Genomic DNA, 15581 nt, shown 5'->3' with positions numbered 1-15581 from the left:
TGCGTCGTGTGGAACCGATGGATGTGGCAGATCTGGCAGGGTGGTGCGGGCCGTCCGCCCCGACTGACTTTCGGGGCGGGCGGCCGTCTGTGGGGAGCTCCGGCCCGGAGGCCGTTGCTCCGGGTCTCAGCCCCGGCCGGGTGGCAGCAGCCTGCGCAGCCGCTCCGGCAGGGCGAGTTGGGGGATGACGGTCACGGTGCGACCGCCGGGCAGCGGGACCCTGAGGGGCAGCCGCAGCCGGCCGCCGCCCGCGAAGGGCGCCCCGATACCGGCCGCCGCGCCGAGCACTGCGCCCACTGGGACGGCGTAGCGCAGCGCGTTCGCCGGGTCGGCGGGCGTGGTGCCGAGGGCGGTGGTCTGCAGCGCTTGGCCGCCGCCGTACGAGGGCCGGTCGCTGGGCGAAGCGCTCGCGCCGCCACCGGACGCGGCACCGCCGGTCGTACCGCCGCCGGCCGTACCCCCGGCCGCTGTGCCGCCCGAACCGCCCAGGCCGCCGGAGGTGCCGGAGCCGCCGCCCGAGACGCTGCCTCCGGTCCCGCCGTCGGCGCCACCGGAGGAGCCGGAGCCGCCCGGGTCGGCGGACGGGCCGGTGTAGTGGGCGAGAGCGGTGGCGGCCTGGGTCGTCCGGTCCCGCAGGGACTTCGGCAGCGGTGCGTAGCCGCCCGGGAGGCGGCCGGGGTCGGCGCCGCTGATCTGGCCCTTGCCGGCGGCGTACGTCAGCAGCGCCGCGTAGTCCTTGCGGGCGGCGGGGTCGAGCTTCGCCGGGCGCAGGGCCGCGTAGACGAGCTGGGCGAGCGGGTACGCGCCCTTCGCGGTGGCCTTGGCCGGGCTGATCTCGGGGGCCTTCGCGCCGGACGCGCTCGCCGCGGCGGCGGTGAGAGACGCGGAGGTGGGCGCGGTGAACGTGCCGGCGGCGTTGCGCAGGCGCGCGGTCTGGAGGCCGTACCGGGCGGCGGAGGCCGCGTCGGTCACGGTGATCACGAACCGGGAACCGACCGTCTGCGGGCCGGGCGTCTTGTACGCGGGCGGACTGGCCAGCGGGTCCCAGGTCGCCTTCCACAGGCTGTCCGCGCGCCGGGTGTGCAGGGCGCCGGCGTGCATGTCCGTCACGTACGGGTGGAAGTCGATCATGCACTGGGGTGCGGTGGCGCCGGTGCCGGGCGGGATCGTGCACCAGGGGTCGCTCTTGGGGTAGGTGTCGGTGTCTGCCGGGTCGAAGGCGAAACCGGTGGGGTTCACGTCCGTGTTGGTGCTGAAGTACGGGTTGACCCTCATTCCCCAGTCGTCGGAGACGCCCGCGAGGAAGTTGCGCGCCTCCTTGTCGGAGACGATCCACTGCCAGACCGCACGGGCCGAGTCGCTGTGGCCCAGCGCGGTGAGCAGGTCGGTGTCGGTGGCCGGGGTCTCGGGGACCGACAGTTCGGCGAACTCCGGGTTGAGCGCGATGAACTCGGGGTCGCTCGCCAGTCCAGCCGGGTTGTTCCTCGCCCAGCCGTAGCCCTTCGCGGCGGTGGAGCCGACGACCGCTCCCCAGGGGGAGTTGCGGTACGACTCGGTGAGCAGCTTGGCGACCAGCCGGGGCGTCAGGTCGAGGGACTCGACCTTGGTACCGGCGAGCCTGCGGACCGCCTCGGAGGCGCCGGCCTTGGGTCTGCGTTCGACGGTGAAGCCGATGACGGTGCCCGAGAGCGCGGTCGGCGCGTAGACGGTGGCGTCGGCCGGGGCGCTCGTGCCGGCGTCGGCGCCGAGGGCCCGGGTGGTGAACGCCAGGCCGGAGGTGCCGTCGGCGATGAGACGGGCGCGGGTGTCGGGCTCGCCGACCTCCGTGTAGCCGTACACCTTGCCGCTCGGGCAGAGGGCTGTCTGCCAGCTGCTCATGGCGTCGGCGGCGAGTTCGCTGCCGCTGGTGGCACGCTCGTCGGAGCCCAGCGCGCAGTTGGCGCCGACCGTGTTGAAGCCGAGCCTGACGGCGACGCGGTTCTTCCAGTTGGTCGCGGAGACCGGTGAACCGGCGTTGACCTGGCTGGTGTCGGCGTACGGCCTGCCGTCCAGGTCGAGATGGCCCTGCGGGACGATGACCAGCCAGCAGGAGCGGGGCTTCACCGTCCCGTTCTGCCGTACGGGGGTGCCGCAGCCCAGGTGCGGTGCCTCGTTGGCGGTCTGCACCTCGACGTACTCCCGGCCGGTGCCGTCGGCGCCGGTGCGGGCGAAGTCGACCTCGTTGGTGGTGTTGCGGTTGAACAGGGCGTTGTTCTGGGTGCCGGAGGTGATCAGCGTGCCGTCGACGGCCTTGAAGGGGACCTCGCCGAGACCGGAGACGTTTCCGGCGCCGTAGCGGTCGTCCTGGCCGTAGTTGGTGGGGTCGGCGCTGTAGAAGACCTTGCGGGTGTCGTCGTACTCGTTGCCGGGCCAGCTGCCCCGGTCGGTGGTCGGGGACGCCCCGTACTGGCACTGGGTGCGCGAGGGGCCGGGGTTGGCGGGGACGGTGCCGTCGTCGTCTCCCCAGCACTGCATGATCTGTACGAAGTCGGTGTTGAACAGGGTGCCCGCGAGGGTGGTCGGGGTGCCGCCGGTCCAGGAGACGGTGACCGCCTGGCTGGTGAGGTGCTCGGTCTGGCTGACGGTGAACCGCATGTCCTTGAACTCGCCGCGCCCGGAGACGGTGACCGCCGAACCGCCGCCCGTGTCGGCGGTGGCGGGCGGGGCGGTCTGGGCGACGGCCGTCCCGGCGAGAGCACCGACGGCCGCCCCGGCGACGAGGCGCGTCAGCAGCCGCCGTATCCGGCTCGTGCTTGTGGCCGCTCTCATCGCGAACTCCCGTCCGTGGTGTGGGAGTTGCCGGTAGGGGAGTTGTCGGCGCCGCGAGCGCCGAGTGCGCGGGCGACGGCGGACGGCAGCAGGACGAGCCCGAGGATGAGCAGCGCCGCGAGCAGCATCAGGGTCTGGGTGCCGGTCCAGCCGCCGTGTCCGGCCACGGCGACCGGCTGGGCCAGGGCGATCGTGCCGTCGACGGCGGTGCCACCGCCCGAGCCGGTGGCGGAGTTGCCGCCGGAGGACGAGGACAGCACCTGCCCGGTGTCGGGGTCGACGGCCGGCTTCCCGTCGCCGCCCCCGCTCGCCGAGTTACCCCCGGCCGCGCTTCCGCCACCGGCCGACCCGCCGCCGGTCGCGCCCCCGGCCGCGGTGCCCCCGGCCGCCGTACCGCCGGTCGTGCCCCCGGACGTCGTACCGCCGGAGGTCCCGGAACCGCCCGAACCACCGCTCCCCGAGGCCGGTTTGGCGCCGCCGCTGCCCGTGGTGCAGGGCGCGGCGCCCTTCTTGTCGCAGGCGGCCGGGTAAGGGGCGGTCTCGGCAAGCCTGTTGCGGCCGTCGGAGCTGAAGGTGGGGTTGTTGCAGCCTCTGATGTTGATGTTCTGCGTCTTCACACCGGGGATCCGGCGGATCTGGTCGAAGCCCGCCTGCACCAGGTTGATCGGCAGTGGCGAGTAACCGAGCTGGGGCGCCTGCTGCTGGCCCTGGCACATGAAGTAGTAGGAGAACGCGCCGAGCGTCTTGCCCTTGTCCTTGGTGAACGTGCCCTGCACCTTCAGCGGCAGGATCATGTACGAGTAGCTGGACAGCGGGTAGTTGCGCTTGTCGGTGTCGTTGTAGACGCCCTCGAGTTTCTGGGTGAGGTAGTCGGCGGAGGCCTTGTTGGTGTTGATCTTCGCCTTGAGCAGCGAGACGGCGACGTTCTTCGGGGTCGGCTCGGTGTAGTAGCCGGCGTGGTTGAGGACCTTGGCGACCGGATAGCCCTCGTTGATGGCGTACGAGTAGTTGACGTACCCGATGGCGCCCTCGCCGTAGTTCTGGGCGACGTATCCCGCCACGCCCGGGTCGCCGGACTGGGCGATCATGCCGGAGACGGTCGGGTAGTACGAGGTCTGCCCGCAGGCTCCCGAGCGGCCGACCTTGGCGCAGTACGCCTTCCACAGCGACGCGTGCTGGTTGGCCATCCACATCGTGAACTGGGCGGTGGAGCCCGAGCCGTCGGAGCGGACGACGGGTACGACGGCGCGGTGCGGCAGTTGCAGCCCCGGGTTGTCGGCCTTGACCACCGGGTCGTCCCAGTACTTCACGACGCCGGTGAAGATCTTGGTGACCACGTCTCCGGAGAGGCGGAGGTTGGTGACCTTCCTGCCGTTGACCGTGAGGTGGTACATGAAGGAGGTGCCACCGGCCACGATCGGCATGTAGGCGTAGCTGCCGGAGGACGGGCGCTCGGCGGCGGAACCGTCTGTCGGGTTGGTCTGGAACGGGATGTCCGAGACCGCGAAGTCCACGGTGCCGCTGAGGAACTGGCGGCGGCCGTCGGAGGACCCGCTGCCTGCGTAGCTGATCCGCATGCCGTACTGGTTGACGGCCTTGCGCCACTGTTCGATGGCGTTCTCCGCCCAGGTCGAACCGGCCCCGGCGACCGGGGTGTAGCTCTCGGCGGCGGCGGGCGCGGTTGCCGGCCCGGCGAGCAGCGCGGCGACCACGCCGAGCAGGACGGCGAGAGTCGCCGGCGCGCGCAGGCGCCGGAGAGCGGTGGTGAGGTGGCTGAGCATCAGTCGGTCTCTCCGGGGGCGGGGGCGGGTGCGGGGCCGGGGGCGGGCGTGGGAGCGGGGGCCGGTGCGGGCCCGGAGACCGGACCGGGGGCCGGTGCGGGTCGGGGGGTGGGTTCCCGGCCTCCGGCCGGGGTGTCGTGCTCGGCGTCGGCGGCTGCCGACGGTCCGGGGGCGGGGGTCACGAACAGCGACAGCCCGGACAGGGACGCGGGCGTGTGCAGTTCGGTGAAGCGGGCCACGTCTCGGCGCGAGGCGCGGGCCGTACCGCGGGCCTGGCGGCGGGTCTGATGGCCGGGGCCGCGTCCGCCGATCACCCGGGCGATCACGAACAGCACCAGCACCATGGTCATGAGCACGGCCGCCGCGCCGAAGCCACGGGCGATCATCTCCGGCTGCGGTGACTTGACGAAGTTGAAGACGGCCAGCGGCAGGGACACCATCGGCCCGGCGGTCGGGTCGGCGTTGAGCGCCGCCGTGAAGCCGGCGGTCAGCAGCACGGGCGAGGTCTCGCCGATGCCGCGCGCGGTGCCGAGGATGACGGCGGTGGCGAGCCCGGAGCGGGCGGTGGGCAGGACGACGTGCCACACCGTGCGCCAGCGCGGCGCGCCGAGCGCCTCCGCCGCCTCGGTGAGGGTGCCCGGTACGAGCCGCAGCACCACGTCCGAGGCCCGGATCACGATCGGCAGCATCATCACGCTGATCGCGAACCCGGCCGCGAGGCCCGACTTGGGCATGCCGAGGCCGAGGATCCAGACGGCGTACACCATCAGGCCGGCCACGATCGACGGCAGCGCGGTCATCGCCTCGACGATGGTGCGCACGAACCGGGAGAAGCGCCCCGGGATCTGGTTGAGGTAGACGGCGCAGGCCAGTCCGAGGGGCACACTGATCGTCAGCGCGATGGCCATCATGATCAGCGTGCCGACCATCGCGTGGGCGATGCCGCCGTTGGTCAGCGGGTCGAGCGGGCCCGCCGCCTGCATGTCCTGGGTGAAGAAGTTGCCGTGCGGCAGGGCCTCCTTGCCACGCCAGGCGGTGAACCCGACGACGAGGGCGAGGGCGGAGAACAGCAGGAGGGCCGCCGTCCACAGCACGACCGTCATCACCCGGTCCCGCACGGCCTGGCCGTCCTCCTCGAACCCGGTCAACACCGCGTAGAGGGCGAGGAAGACGAGATAGGCGGTGACGGCGAAGCCCAACGTGCCGGAGAACGAGGCGAGTTCACCGAACAGCAGGGTCGTGACGCACAGCGCGGAGGCGGCGGCGCCGGTCAGGGACAGCACGGCGGAGCGGCTGACACCGCCGATGCGGCGGGGCTGTTCGGGAGGAGCCACGGAGTCCGACGCGACCGACACGGCGGCCTCGACGAGCGCGTCGGCCTCGACGGGGGCGTGTTCCACGACAGTCATCTCAGGCCTCGCTCTGGGCGCCGGAGCGGGAGCGGGCCGCGACGGAGGAGGCGGTGAAGTTGACCGCCAGGGTGAGCAGAAACAGCGCCAGGCCCGCCGCCATCAGCGCCGACATCCCGAACTCGGAGGAGTCTCCGTAGTGCAGGGCGATCAGTGAGGAGACCGAGTTCGCCCCGGTCTGCAGGATGTGCGGCTGGATGGTGAAGACCGGCGAGATGATCAGGTAGACCGCGATGGTCTCGCCGAGCGCCCGGCCGAGCCCCAGCATCGTGCCGCCGATGATGCCGCCCTTGCCGTACGGCAGGACGACCGAGCGGATCATTCCCCACCGGGTGGCGCCGAGCGCGTAGGCGCCCTCCCGCTCGCCCGCCGGTGCCTGGGAGAAGACCTCGCGCATCACCGAGCACTGGATCGGCGCGACCATGAGCGCGACGACGATCCCGGCGACGAAGGTGGACGCCGTGTACACGCTGTCGGAGGCAAGCGGATCGCCGGCCTGGACGCCGTCCACCCTGAACAGCGGTATCCAGCCGAACCAGTCGGACAGCCAGCGCGACAGCCCGATCACGTGCTGCTGGAGAAAGAACAGCCCCCACAGTCCGTACACGACCGACGGTACGGCGGCCATCAGGTCGACCATGCTCACCAGGGTGCGGCGCAGCCCGCGCGGGGCGACGTCGGAGATGAACAGGGCCGTGCCCACGGCCAGCGGTACCGAGATGGTCACCGCGACGAGGGCGATCAGGAGGGTGCCGGTGAGTACTGCCGCGATACCGAAGTTGTGAACGTCCGGCTGCCAGGCGGCAGTTGTGAGGAAGTCGAGCCCTTGGGCGTGCAGGGCCTGCCCCGCGCGCAGCAACAGGAACAGGCCGACGGCCGCCATGATCGCGAGGACCACGACCCCGGTCGCCGTCAGTTGCACCCGGAAGACCCGGTCACCGAACCCCCTGGCGGCGTACAGCCGCCGAGGCACGGATCTGTCGGACTCCGGTCCGCCGGAACCGGAACCCTCCTGCGTGGACACCACTTACGCCCGCCCCTCAAGAAACGGAAACGACTCTCCCCGCGCCGTACCGGAGGGCACCACGCGGAGAGAGTCAATGGCCGGATCCTGACGTACCGACGCGTCAGATGTGGACATTGCGTGAATGAGTCATGTCAACCTGGTGGGTCTGCTGTGGAGGCGACTCCGGCGTCCCCCGGGCCACCGAATCGCCTCGCCCCGCGACCTGCGGTCGAGCACGCCCTAGGGTGACCACATGCCCACGCCCACTCCGGAGCCAACCCGCTCCCACGCCCCCGGCCCTCCTCAACTCCAGCCGACAGCAAGGTCGTTCGGCGCCGAGGCCGACCGCTACGACCGGGCCCGCCCCCGCTACCCCGACGCCTTGGTGCACCGGATCGTCGCCGCGGCACCGGGCCCCGAACTCCTGGACGTCGGGGTCGGCACCGGCATCGTCTCCCGGCAGTTCCAGGCGGCCGGGTGCCGGGTACTCGGGGTGGAGGTCGACGCGCGGATGGCCGAGCTCGCCCGGCGGACCGGGGTCGAGGCGGAGGTGGCGTCGTTCGAGGAGTGGGACCCCGCCGGGCGGGCCTTCGACGCGGTGGTCTCCGCGCAGGCCTGGCACTGGGTGGACTCGGTCGCCGGGGCGGCGAAGGCGGCTCGGGTGCTGCGCCCGGGCGGCCTGCTCGCCCTGTTCTGGAACGTCCTCCAGCCCTCACCGGCGGCCACCGAGGCCTTCGCCGAGGTCCACGACCGGGTCCTGCCGGACACCCCCAACCTCTGGAGGAAACCCGCCCTCGACACGTACGCACCCCTGTTCGCCGAGGCGACCGAGGGGATACGCCGGGCGGGCGGCGCGTTCGGCGTACCGAAGGAGTGGCGGTACGAGTGGGATCACCCGTACACCCGCGACGAGTGGCTGGACCTCCTCCCCACCCACGGCCGGGCCGGCCAACTCCCCCCGGCCCGGCTGAAGGAGCTGCTCACAGCCACCGGCGCCGCGCTCGACACGCTGGGCGGCGATTTCGCCGTCCACTACACGACGGTGGCGATCATGGCGTCCCGGACACCCGACGCCGCATCGCGCCCAGCGTCTGCCCGGCCATGAGGAGACACGCGACCAGGGAAAGCGGCCAGATCCACACCGGGGCCCCGCTGTTGTGGACGGGGGTGAGCGCAGCGAGGGTCGACGCGCCCACGGACGGAGTCCGGGTCAGTGGTCATGGCTGTCCGGCGGGAATGTGCTCAACGCGGGTCGTGCGTACAGGTAGAACGCGCCGACGGCGCAGAGCGATGCCGGACCCAGGAGCACGCCGTCCCACAGGAGACGGTGGCCGCTCGGGATGCGTGCCGCGGTGCCGAGGGCGAGCCCCACACCGAACAGGACGTTCCCCCACGCGCCCGCCCTCCCCCGGCCCTTCGGGGGGCCTACCGGTGTTCCGTGCCCCGCCAGTTGGCTCACTCCTCCCCCGACGAGGAGCGCGGCGATGGCGAATCCCATCACGTACGAGGTGACGTCCACTGGTTCCCCGACCTTCCCGTTCCGCCTGTCGTCAGGCGTTTCCGGCGGGCGGTTCGCCGCTCCCGGATCCGCCGTCGCCGTCGCCCCCGCCGGGTGCCCGTGCCGTACGCCCGGCCACGTACCGCTGGGCGATCGTCGCGCAGATCAGGGCGAGAGGCAGGGAGGCCAACCGCGAGCCGTCGGGCAGCAGCCAGGCCGAGAGCGCGCCGAAGACGATGAGGGTGGCGATCAGGGCGACTTGGTCGGGACGCACGAGGGGGGCTCCATTCCGATCCCGATGCCCGCCCCGGCCTGTTGCGCCGTGACGTGCGCCGGCACTCACGTCCGGTCGCGCCTGTGTCCTGTCGCGGCGATCAGGAGCAGCGCGATCACGGCGAGCACCTGAAGCGACAGTGAGAACCCGGTGGGGTGCCCGAGGGGGAACAGCAGGGGCACGGCGACACCCGCTGCTGCCACGACCGCGACGAGGGGGATGAACAGTGGGTCCCTGCGGCCGCGCACCTGCCAGAACGCGGCCCACGCGCAGAGGAACTCCGTGAGCCCCAGCGCGATCTGTAGGTAGGTCATCGACGAATACCGTTCTTGTGGGATCTGGACCCTTGGCCCGGCTTCCGGTCCGTGGGGGCGAGCCGGCTCTGCTCGCCCCCACGGAATCCGGTCAGTGGCTAGTTGTAGTACTCGAAGTAGTCCCAGGGTCCGGTCTTGCTGAAGTATCCGACAAAGTTGACCCAGATCCTGATTCTGGGCTGCTCTGCGTAGAGGTCCATGCTGCCCTTCTTCGTCTGCCACTTTCCGTTGTGCCAGCGTCCATAGCGCGTGTAGTGGTATCGATAGCGCCACCAGGAGCCGTCCACGTAGACCCCGACCATGAAGAGGGCCTGGATGGTCTGGAGGAAGGCCCTCAGGCGGGCGGGCATGGTGTTGAAGTAGGAGGGATCCCACTTCGTGGTGTACGTGTGCCTTCCCTCCGAGGTCCACCTGGTGTTGCGCGGGTGGCCGTTGCACTGGCTGCCCGTCCGGCCGTCACCGCAGACGATCATTGTGCCGTTCAGGTCGGTGTTGGTGACAGGGTTGGCGCCCGCGTAGTCGTAGGCATTGGCGCTGCCGCCGGCGATGGGGTCGGTGGACAGGAACCGGCCCGTCGTGGGGTCGTAGAGACGCAGACCCATGAGGATCGCTCCGGTGACCGTCTCGCCCGACCTCTGGTGTCCGCCGAGCCAGCCGTAGCGGGTCGCGGAGGTGCTGTCCTCGGGGTTGCCGTACTCGTCGTAGGCCGACGCGACCACCGGCTGGGTGGTGTCGAGCGGGAGCTGTACGGTGACGTCTCCGTGGACGTCGGTCAACTCCAGGACGGTGCCGCCCGTGGCTCCGGTGGTGGCCCGCAGTTCCCCGTCGATGCCCTGGACGTTACGGGTCACCGTGCCGGACGCCTCCTGGATCCAGGTGGGGACGTCGCCGTCGGCTCCGTAGTGGTTGTTCTTGGCCGCCGTACGGGTCCAGGTGCCGGCGCTGTTGGTCTCGGTGGTCCAGGCGGCGAGACGGCCGGCCGCATCCGGCGTCCAGGTCTGCCGGCTGGCCCCGTCGGCGGAAGTCTGCTGGTGGACGAGGTCGTTGGCGTAGTAGTCGACGGTGCTGCCGCCTGCCTGGGTGGTGGTGCGTCCCAGAGCGTCGTAGACGGTGCCGCTCGTCGTCAGCCGGTCGGCGCTGTCGTAGGTGTACGACGTGGTGGTGGCTCCGCTCGACGTGCAGGCCGAGCCCGCGGTGGACGTGGAGACGGCCAGGGCCGTGCGGTTGGAGTCGCCGTCGAAGGTGTAGCCGCGGCGGGTGCAGGAACCGTCGGTCGCCGTGTCGTCGGCCTGGACGAGACGTCCGCCCGCGTCGTAGCCGTACGCGCGGGCGCGTGTCTGACCGTTGGTGTCGGTGTCGGTGACCGTCTCCGCGTGGACGGACCGGTCGATGTCGTCGGCGGCGACGACGGTGCCGTCACTGTCGCGGGTGTACGTCCGCGACAGCTGGGCTCCGGTCTCGTCGTAGCCGACGGTGAGGGTGTAGCCGCCGGGCAGGGACTCGGCGGTCAGGTTGCCGTCCGCGTCGTAGGCGGCGGCGAAGGTGCCGGCGACCGAGTCGGTGCGGGAGGTCTGCAGCCCGCGCGGGTCCTTGCTGGTGTCGTAGGTGTAGGTGGTGGTGGACGGAACGGAGTCGGTGGTCCGCACGGGACGGCCCTCGGGATCGTAGGCCGTGGTCGCGGTGTTGCCCGCGCCGTCGTCGTAGGAGATTTCCCGGCCGAGGTCGTCGTGAACGTGGGTGACGGTCGCCGTGCCGTTGCTCGTGGTGGCGAGCTGGCCGTCGGTCGTGTCGTAGGTCATGGTCATGTCCGGGACCGTGGCGCCGGCCGTGGACGTGATGGACCGCTGCGTGACGCGCCCCGCGCCGTCGTAGCCGAGGGTGGTGGTGCGGGTGGTGCTGCCGCTGACCTCGCTGATCTTCGTGGTGTCGCCCCACCGGTCGTATTCGGTGGTCTTGGTCGGCAGTGCGGTGGGGTTGGAGCCGCCACCCGTGACGCTTCCGCCCGGCCCCGTCGAGCAGACCAGGTCGGCCCACTCGGGGCGGCCGTTGCACGCACCGCTTCCGGTGGCTGAGTAGTACGTGGTGACCGTGGCGCCCGCGTCCGATCCCGACGACTTCGGCAGGCTGGTCCTGATCACCCGGCCCTGGGAGTCGTACGAGGTGGTTCTGGCCAGTGCGAGCCCGTTCGGGTCGGTGATGGTCTTGGTGGGCAGGCCCTTGACCCAGTCGTACTGGATGGAAGTGGTGCGTACGTCGGCGTCCGTCGGGTATCCCTCGACGGAGGCGCCGACCTTGGTGGTGGTGACCTGGTCGGCGACGCTTGCGGTGCCGTCGGTGGGGCGGCCCTCGTCGTAGGTGTCGACCGTGTGCCGGCGGGCCGGCCACGACGTACCCGCGGGCAGGTCGGTGCCGCCGGAGCCTGCGGCCAGCGCCGAGGTGAGGGTGACCAGGTGCAGGGGACCCTTCTCGTCGGTCTCGCGCAGCCCGTCGGCGGAGTACACCGAGCGGGTGGACAGCAGTTCTGCCCGGTCGGGGCTGCTCATCTGGTCGATGCTCAGCGCGACCTGTTCCGCTTTTCCGGCGCCGCTGGTGGCGAGTGCCAGTTCGCGGTTCCCTGCGGTCAGTTCACGCACCGTGTTGCCGAAGCGGTCGTATTCGGTGGCCGTGATGTGACCGCCCGGGGTGGCGGTGTCGACTTCCTGTCCGGAGGCATCGGTGTAGGTGATGCCTGCCTGCTTGTAATCGGACGCGGCCAGGTCGGTGCCGGTGTGGGACGACGGGACCGAGTCGGCGGGGAAGACCGCGGTGGCGTCCGTGGGTATGTCGCTCTGGCCCCAGTTCGCGACGTCCGAAGTGCCCATCTGGTTGGGTGCGTTGGTGCCGGAGAGCGGGACGTCGTAGACCACGCTGGTGGTGGCCGTCGTTCCGTCGGTGGTGCTCTGGGTGCCCGCCGTCAGGTTCGGCCGGGAGGCGGAGAGCAGCATGCCGGCGCCTGCGGTGGCGGTGTTGCCCGCCTGGCCGTAGGTGAAGGTCCAGGGCAGCTCGCCGGGCGGGGTCAGAGTGGCGACGCGTCCGGCGGAGTCGTAGGTGTAGGCGGTCGTGAGACGGGGGCTGATGCGTGGGTCCCACTGTTCACGGAGGCGGCCGGTGGCGTCGTAGGCATACTGGGCGACGGCCGTGGCGGTGGTGGTGCTGCCGCCGGGGGTGACGGCCCACTGTTCGATCTGCTGGACCTGGCCGGTGTAGTTGCCGAGCGTCGACCCGGTCGCTGTTGTGGAGCTCGCGTAGACGAACCGCAGCACTCGGCAGCCGGTGTTGGTGCTCGTGTTGGTGAAGTAGTCGTGGCCCGCGACCGTGGCCGCGTCGATGGCGGTCTGGCACTGGTCGGCGCTGACCGCCGAGGTCGGCGCGATCATGTACGTGGGCCGGACGAACGCGCCGGCACCGGACGTGATCTTCTCTGACACCACGGTGGCGGTGGAGTTTTCCGTCGGCGAGTGCACGGTCGCCACCTGCCATGTGGCAACCGATGCGTTGGTCTTCGTGAACGTGGTGGTGATGCCCTCGTCGTCCTTCAAGCTGAAGACTGAGACCTTCGTCAGGTCGTTTGTCGTGCTGCCTGTGCTGTCTTTGCTGGTCAGCGTCAGGTTCTCCAGGCCGGGCTCGGGCTTCCAACCACCGCTGGACGTGGCGGTGAACCCCGTGTCGCCGCTGTCGACGTCCACGACCGACACCGATGTGTCGGTCGTCCTGCGCAGGTACGCCCAGTCGGTGTCGGTCGCGTCGTCGCTGACGCCGGCGCTCCATTGCGGGCCGAAGATGGCGGCCTGGCCGTCCGCCGTCATTCCGGCCGTTGGGGTGCGCGACGATGCACTGCGCTCAACAGACAGGCCGAAAACCGAGGTGTCGGTGGCCGAAAGGGAGAAGTCACCGGTCAGCGCGTTCACCGAGCCCGGCCCGACATCCGCGCTCGGCGCGGTACCGGCGTTGCGGTCGACGGTGATGGTGTGGGGCTGGGAGTAGGCGGTGGTCGTGCCGTCGGTGAAGGCGGCCCGGATGTCGACCGCCCCGTCCTCGGTCAGCGAGGTCGTCACGTTCCAGGTCAGCGCGGCGGGCGAGCCGCCGGTCACGGTCACCGGCCAGGCCGACACGGCGGACCCGTCCGACGACTTGGTGACATCGGCGAGGGGCACGCTGTGCCAGGTGTCGGTCTCGCCACGGCGGTACTGGTAGGTGACGCCCGTGTAGGTGCTCTTCCCGGTCGAGGTCAGGCTGACCCGGCGCGCGGCGCTGTCGCCGTCGCCCGGGGTGAGCAGTCCGGCCCCGGAGCCGACGCCGAAGGCGTACGTGGTGGTCGCCGAGGAGAGGTTCCCGCCGGAGTCGATGGTCTTGGCGTAGAGCTTGTGCCAGTCCTCACCGGGCTTGACGGTGATGGTCAGCGGGTCGCCGCCCGAGCCGTCGGTGGTGTCGTAGACCCGGCCGGGGACCGTGGAGTCGTCCAGGCCCCACTCGAAGCCCAGTCCGTCGGTGGAGGTCGTGTCCAGCGTGCAGGTCGCCCCGCCGGTCGCCGTCGCCGTCCAGGTGTTCGCGGTGTACGGGGTGCAGGAGACGGTGGGCGCGGCCGGCAGCGCGGTGTTCATGACGAACGTCTTGTACGCCGACCAGGCGCCGAAGTCGGTCCCGTCGTAGGCCCGCACCCGGAACCGCAGGTGCGCGCCCGCGGGGAAGGCGGATGCCGTCGGGATCAGCAGGGAGGAAACGGCCCCGGAGGCGACGGTGTGGCCGTACGCGGTGTACGAGTACGTGTTGTCCGCGTACGCCGGGTCCGCGGTGATCTCGTACTGCCCCTGCGCGTTGCCGCCGTCCGCGTCTGTCACCTTCGCCGACAGCGTCGGCGTCAGGGAGGTCACGTACGTCTTGCCGTTGTAGGGGTTCGGGTAGTTCGGCGAGACGGCCGAAGACGACGTGGTGGCATACGAGTTGTAGGTCACCGACAGCTTCGGCGCGTACCCGGAGGTCGCGTAGTTCGCGGAGCGGAAGCGCCGCCAGGTGGTGGAGTCGGTCTCGGACGCGCTCGCGATCTGGATGCCCTGGTTGCTCGAACCGTCCGCCCACGCCTGGGTGATGGCCTGCAGGTTCCAGTTGGACCAGTTCGCCGCGCAGGTGGAGTCGTAGCCCCAGTGCCCGGTGTTGGAGGCGTCACCGGTCGTCGTGGTGGTCGGCTGCGCACCCCAGGTGATCCCCGAGGAGGTCCAGGTGGAGGTGACCCGCTTGGCGAGGGTGGCCGGACCGGAGGTCGAGCAGGTCGCCGAGTAGTAGTTGTACAGCGACAGGTTCGCGGCGGTGATGTGCTTGCCCACGAACTTCGACACGTCGAACTTCATGTACGAGCGCGCGGTGTCGGTCCCGCCGTCGTACGTGCCCGACTTCAGCTCCTCCGAGCTGATCTGCGAGTCGGGGTAGTCCGGGTTCTGTACCCAGGTGTCGGTGGTGACGGCGAGGGTCGTCGTCGGGTCGACGGTCACCGGGTAGGCCGCGGTCGCCAGGAAGGACGTGTCCGGGGTGAGGACCAGGGTCTGGCTGCCGTCGGCGGCGGTCTCGACCTTCGTCGCGACCTGCTCCTGGTGCGCGGACTCACCGGATGCCCTGTCGATGGTGGCGTCCCACATCACCGGCGCGGGAGCCTCCGCGACCAGCTTGCCGCCGGTGTCCTTCAACAGCAGGTGTCCGGAGGCGGCTCGGGACAGCTTCAGCCCGGACAGGTTCAGCGGAATGCGGTAGGAGACCGCCCCGTCGGCGGGCCTGTGTGCCAGGCGGATGTTCTCGGAGAAGCCCTGCGCGAGCGCGCTCACCGACAGGGTCTGGCCGCTGCCGAGGGCGTAGGAGGCGGTGTTGGCCTTCACGGAGGGGGCCGGCAGCTTGGCGGCCCAGCCGAGCCCGAAGGACTGCTTGCCCTTGCTGACCGAGGCGAGGTGGGTGTCACCGCCGTCGGAGACGGCCACATCGGCGGGCGCGACGGCGGGGGTGAGATCGGCGCCGGTGTCGGAGAGGGAGGTGTCGATGTTCTTCCAGACACCGTCGACCTTCGTCCGGACCGGCCCGGCATACGCCTGCGTCTGCATCTGCCCACCGGGCAGGGCGAACGTCGACGAGTCCGCAGTCCGCTCCGACAGCACCTCGATCTTCCGGTGCTGAAGACGGGCCATCAGCACGGCGGATGCCTCGTCCTGCGCCTCCGCGGGCCCGGAGACCTTGGTGGTGGACTTCGTCGGCGAGCCCGTGTCCGCGGCGAACACCAGCCCGCTGCTCTGCTCGACGAGCGCGACCTGGGCGGCGAGCGTCAACAGCACGGCCACGGCCGTACGCCGCACGTCTCTCTGTCTGCGTCTGTGTCTCTGATGCATGATCAGCCCCCTTTGTCGCCCGTGTGCGGTCACACGGGCAAAGCGGCTTGATCATCCGGGGCGGTCCGGACGCGGACGGAGACCGCC

General features: G+C 71.1%; 9 protein-coding genes. 1 reads left to right on the top strand and 8 read right to left on the bottom strand.

Annotated features, from left to right (window positions below):
• Positions 1-126: 126 nt before the first annotated feature.
• Genes PV734_RS42950 through pstC form a run of 4 tightly spaced genes read right to left on the bottom strand, consistent with a single transcriptional unit; the run spans position 127 to position 7025 of the window.
• On the bottom strand, positions 127-2808 hold the full coding sequence (locus PV734_RS42950) for a hypothetical protein (RefSeq protein ID WP_319294766.1): 2682 nt from the start codon (positions 2806-2808) through the stop codon (positions 127-129).
• On the bottom strand, positions 2805-4589 hold the full coding sequence (locus PV734_RS42945) for a substrate-binding domain-containing protein (RefSeq protein ID WP_319294764.1): 1785 nt from the start codon (positions 4587-4589) through the stop codon (positions 2805-2807). The genes PV734_RS42950 and PV734_RS42945 overlap by 4 nt, the downstream gene beginning before the upstream one ends.
• Entirely contained in the window at positions 4589-5989 is a 1401-nt protein-coding gene (gene pstA / locus PV734_RS42940) for a phosphate ABC transporter permease PstA (RefSeq protein ID WP_319294762.1), read from the bottom strand. The genes PV734_RS42945 and pstA overlap by 1 nt, the downstream gene beginning before the upstream one ends.
• 10 nt (positions 5990-5999) lie before the next feature.
• The gene (pstC, locus tag PV734_RS42935; RefSeq protein WP_319092530.1) at positions 6000-7025 is read right to left on the bottom strand and encodes a phosphate ABC transporter permease subunit PstC; all 1026 of its coding nucleotides are present in this window, start codon (positions 7023-7025) and stop codon (positions 6000-6002) included.
• Between the two features lie 232 nt (positions 7026-7257).
• Between pstC and PV734_RS42930 the strand changes: the two genes are divergently transcribed.
• Positions 7258-8109 carry a class I SAM-dependent methyltransferase gene (locus tag PV734_RS42930; protein WP_319294760.1) on the top strand — a complete coding sequence of 284 codons (852 nt, stop codon included), beginning with the start codon at positions 7258-7260 and terminating at the stop codon, positions 8107-8109.
• Between the two features lie 105 nt (positions 8110-8214).
• Here PV734_RS42930 and PV734_RS42925 read toward each other — a convergent pair whose 3' ends face one another.
• From PV734_RS42925 to PV734_RS42910, 4 genes are all read right to left on the bottom strand, one after another.
• Positions 8215-8523 (bottom strand): hypothetical protein, encoded by a 309-nt coding sequence (locus tag PV734_RS42925; protein ID WP_319092531.1) that lies wholly within the window; start codon positions 8521-8523, stop codon positions 8215-8217.
• 31 nt (positions 8524-8554) lie between these two features.
• Complete coding sequence (locus PV734_RS42920) at positions 8555-8776, bottom strand: hypothetical protein (protein WP_319092532.1); 222 nt, start codon at positions 8774-8776, stop codon at positions 8555-8557.
• 65 nt (positions 8777-8841) lie between these two features.
• The gene (locus PV734_RS42915; protein WP_319092533.1) at positions 8842-9090 is read right to left on the bottom strand and encodes a hypothetical protein; all 249 of its coding nucleotides are present in this window, start codon (positions 9088-9090) and stop codon (positions 8842-8844) included.
• A gap of 98 nt (positions 9091-9188) precedes the next feature.
• Positions 9189-15461, bottom strand: a complete 6273-nt coding sequence (locus PV734_RS42910; protein ID WP_319294758.1) for a DNRLRE domain-containing protein — start codon at positions 15459-15461, stop codon at positions 9189-9191.
• Between the last annotated feature and the right edge of the window lie 120 nt (positions 15462-15581).

The organism is Streptomyces sp. AK08-02, assembly GCF_033795085.1.
In the GTDB taxonomy this organism is placed as follows: domain Bacteria; phylum Actinomycetota; class Actinomycetes; order Streptomycetales; family Streptomycetaceae; genus Streptomyces; species Streptomyces echiniscabiei.
This window is presented reverse-complemented; position numbering and strand designations above follow the sequence as displayed.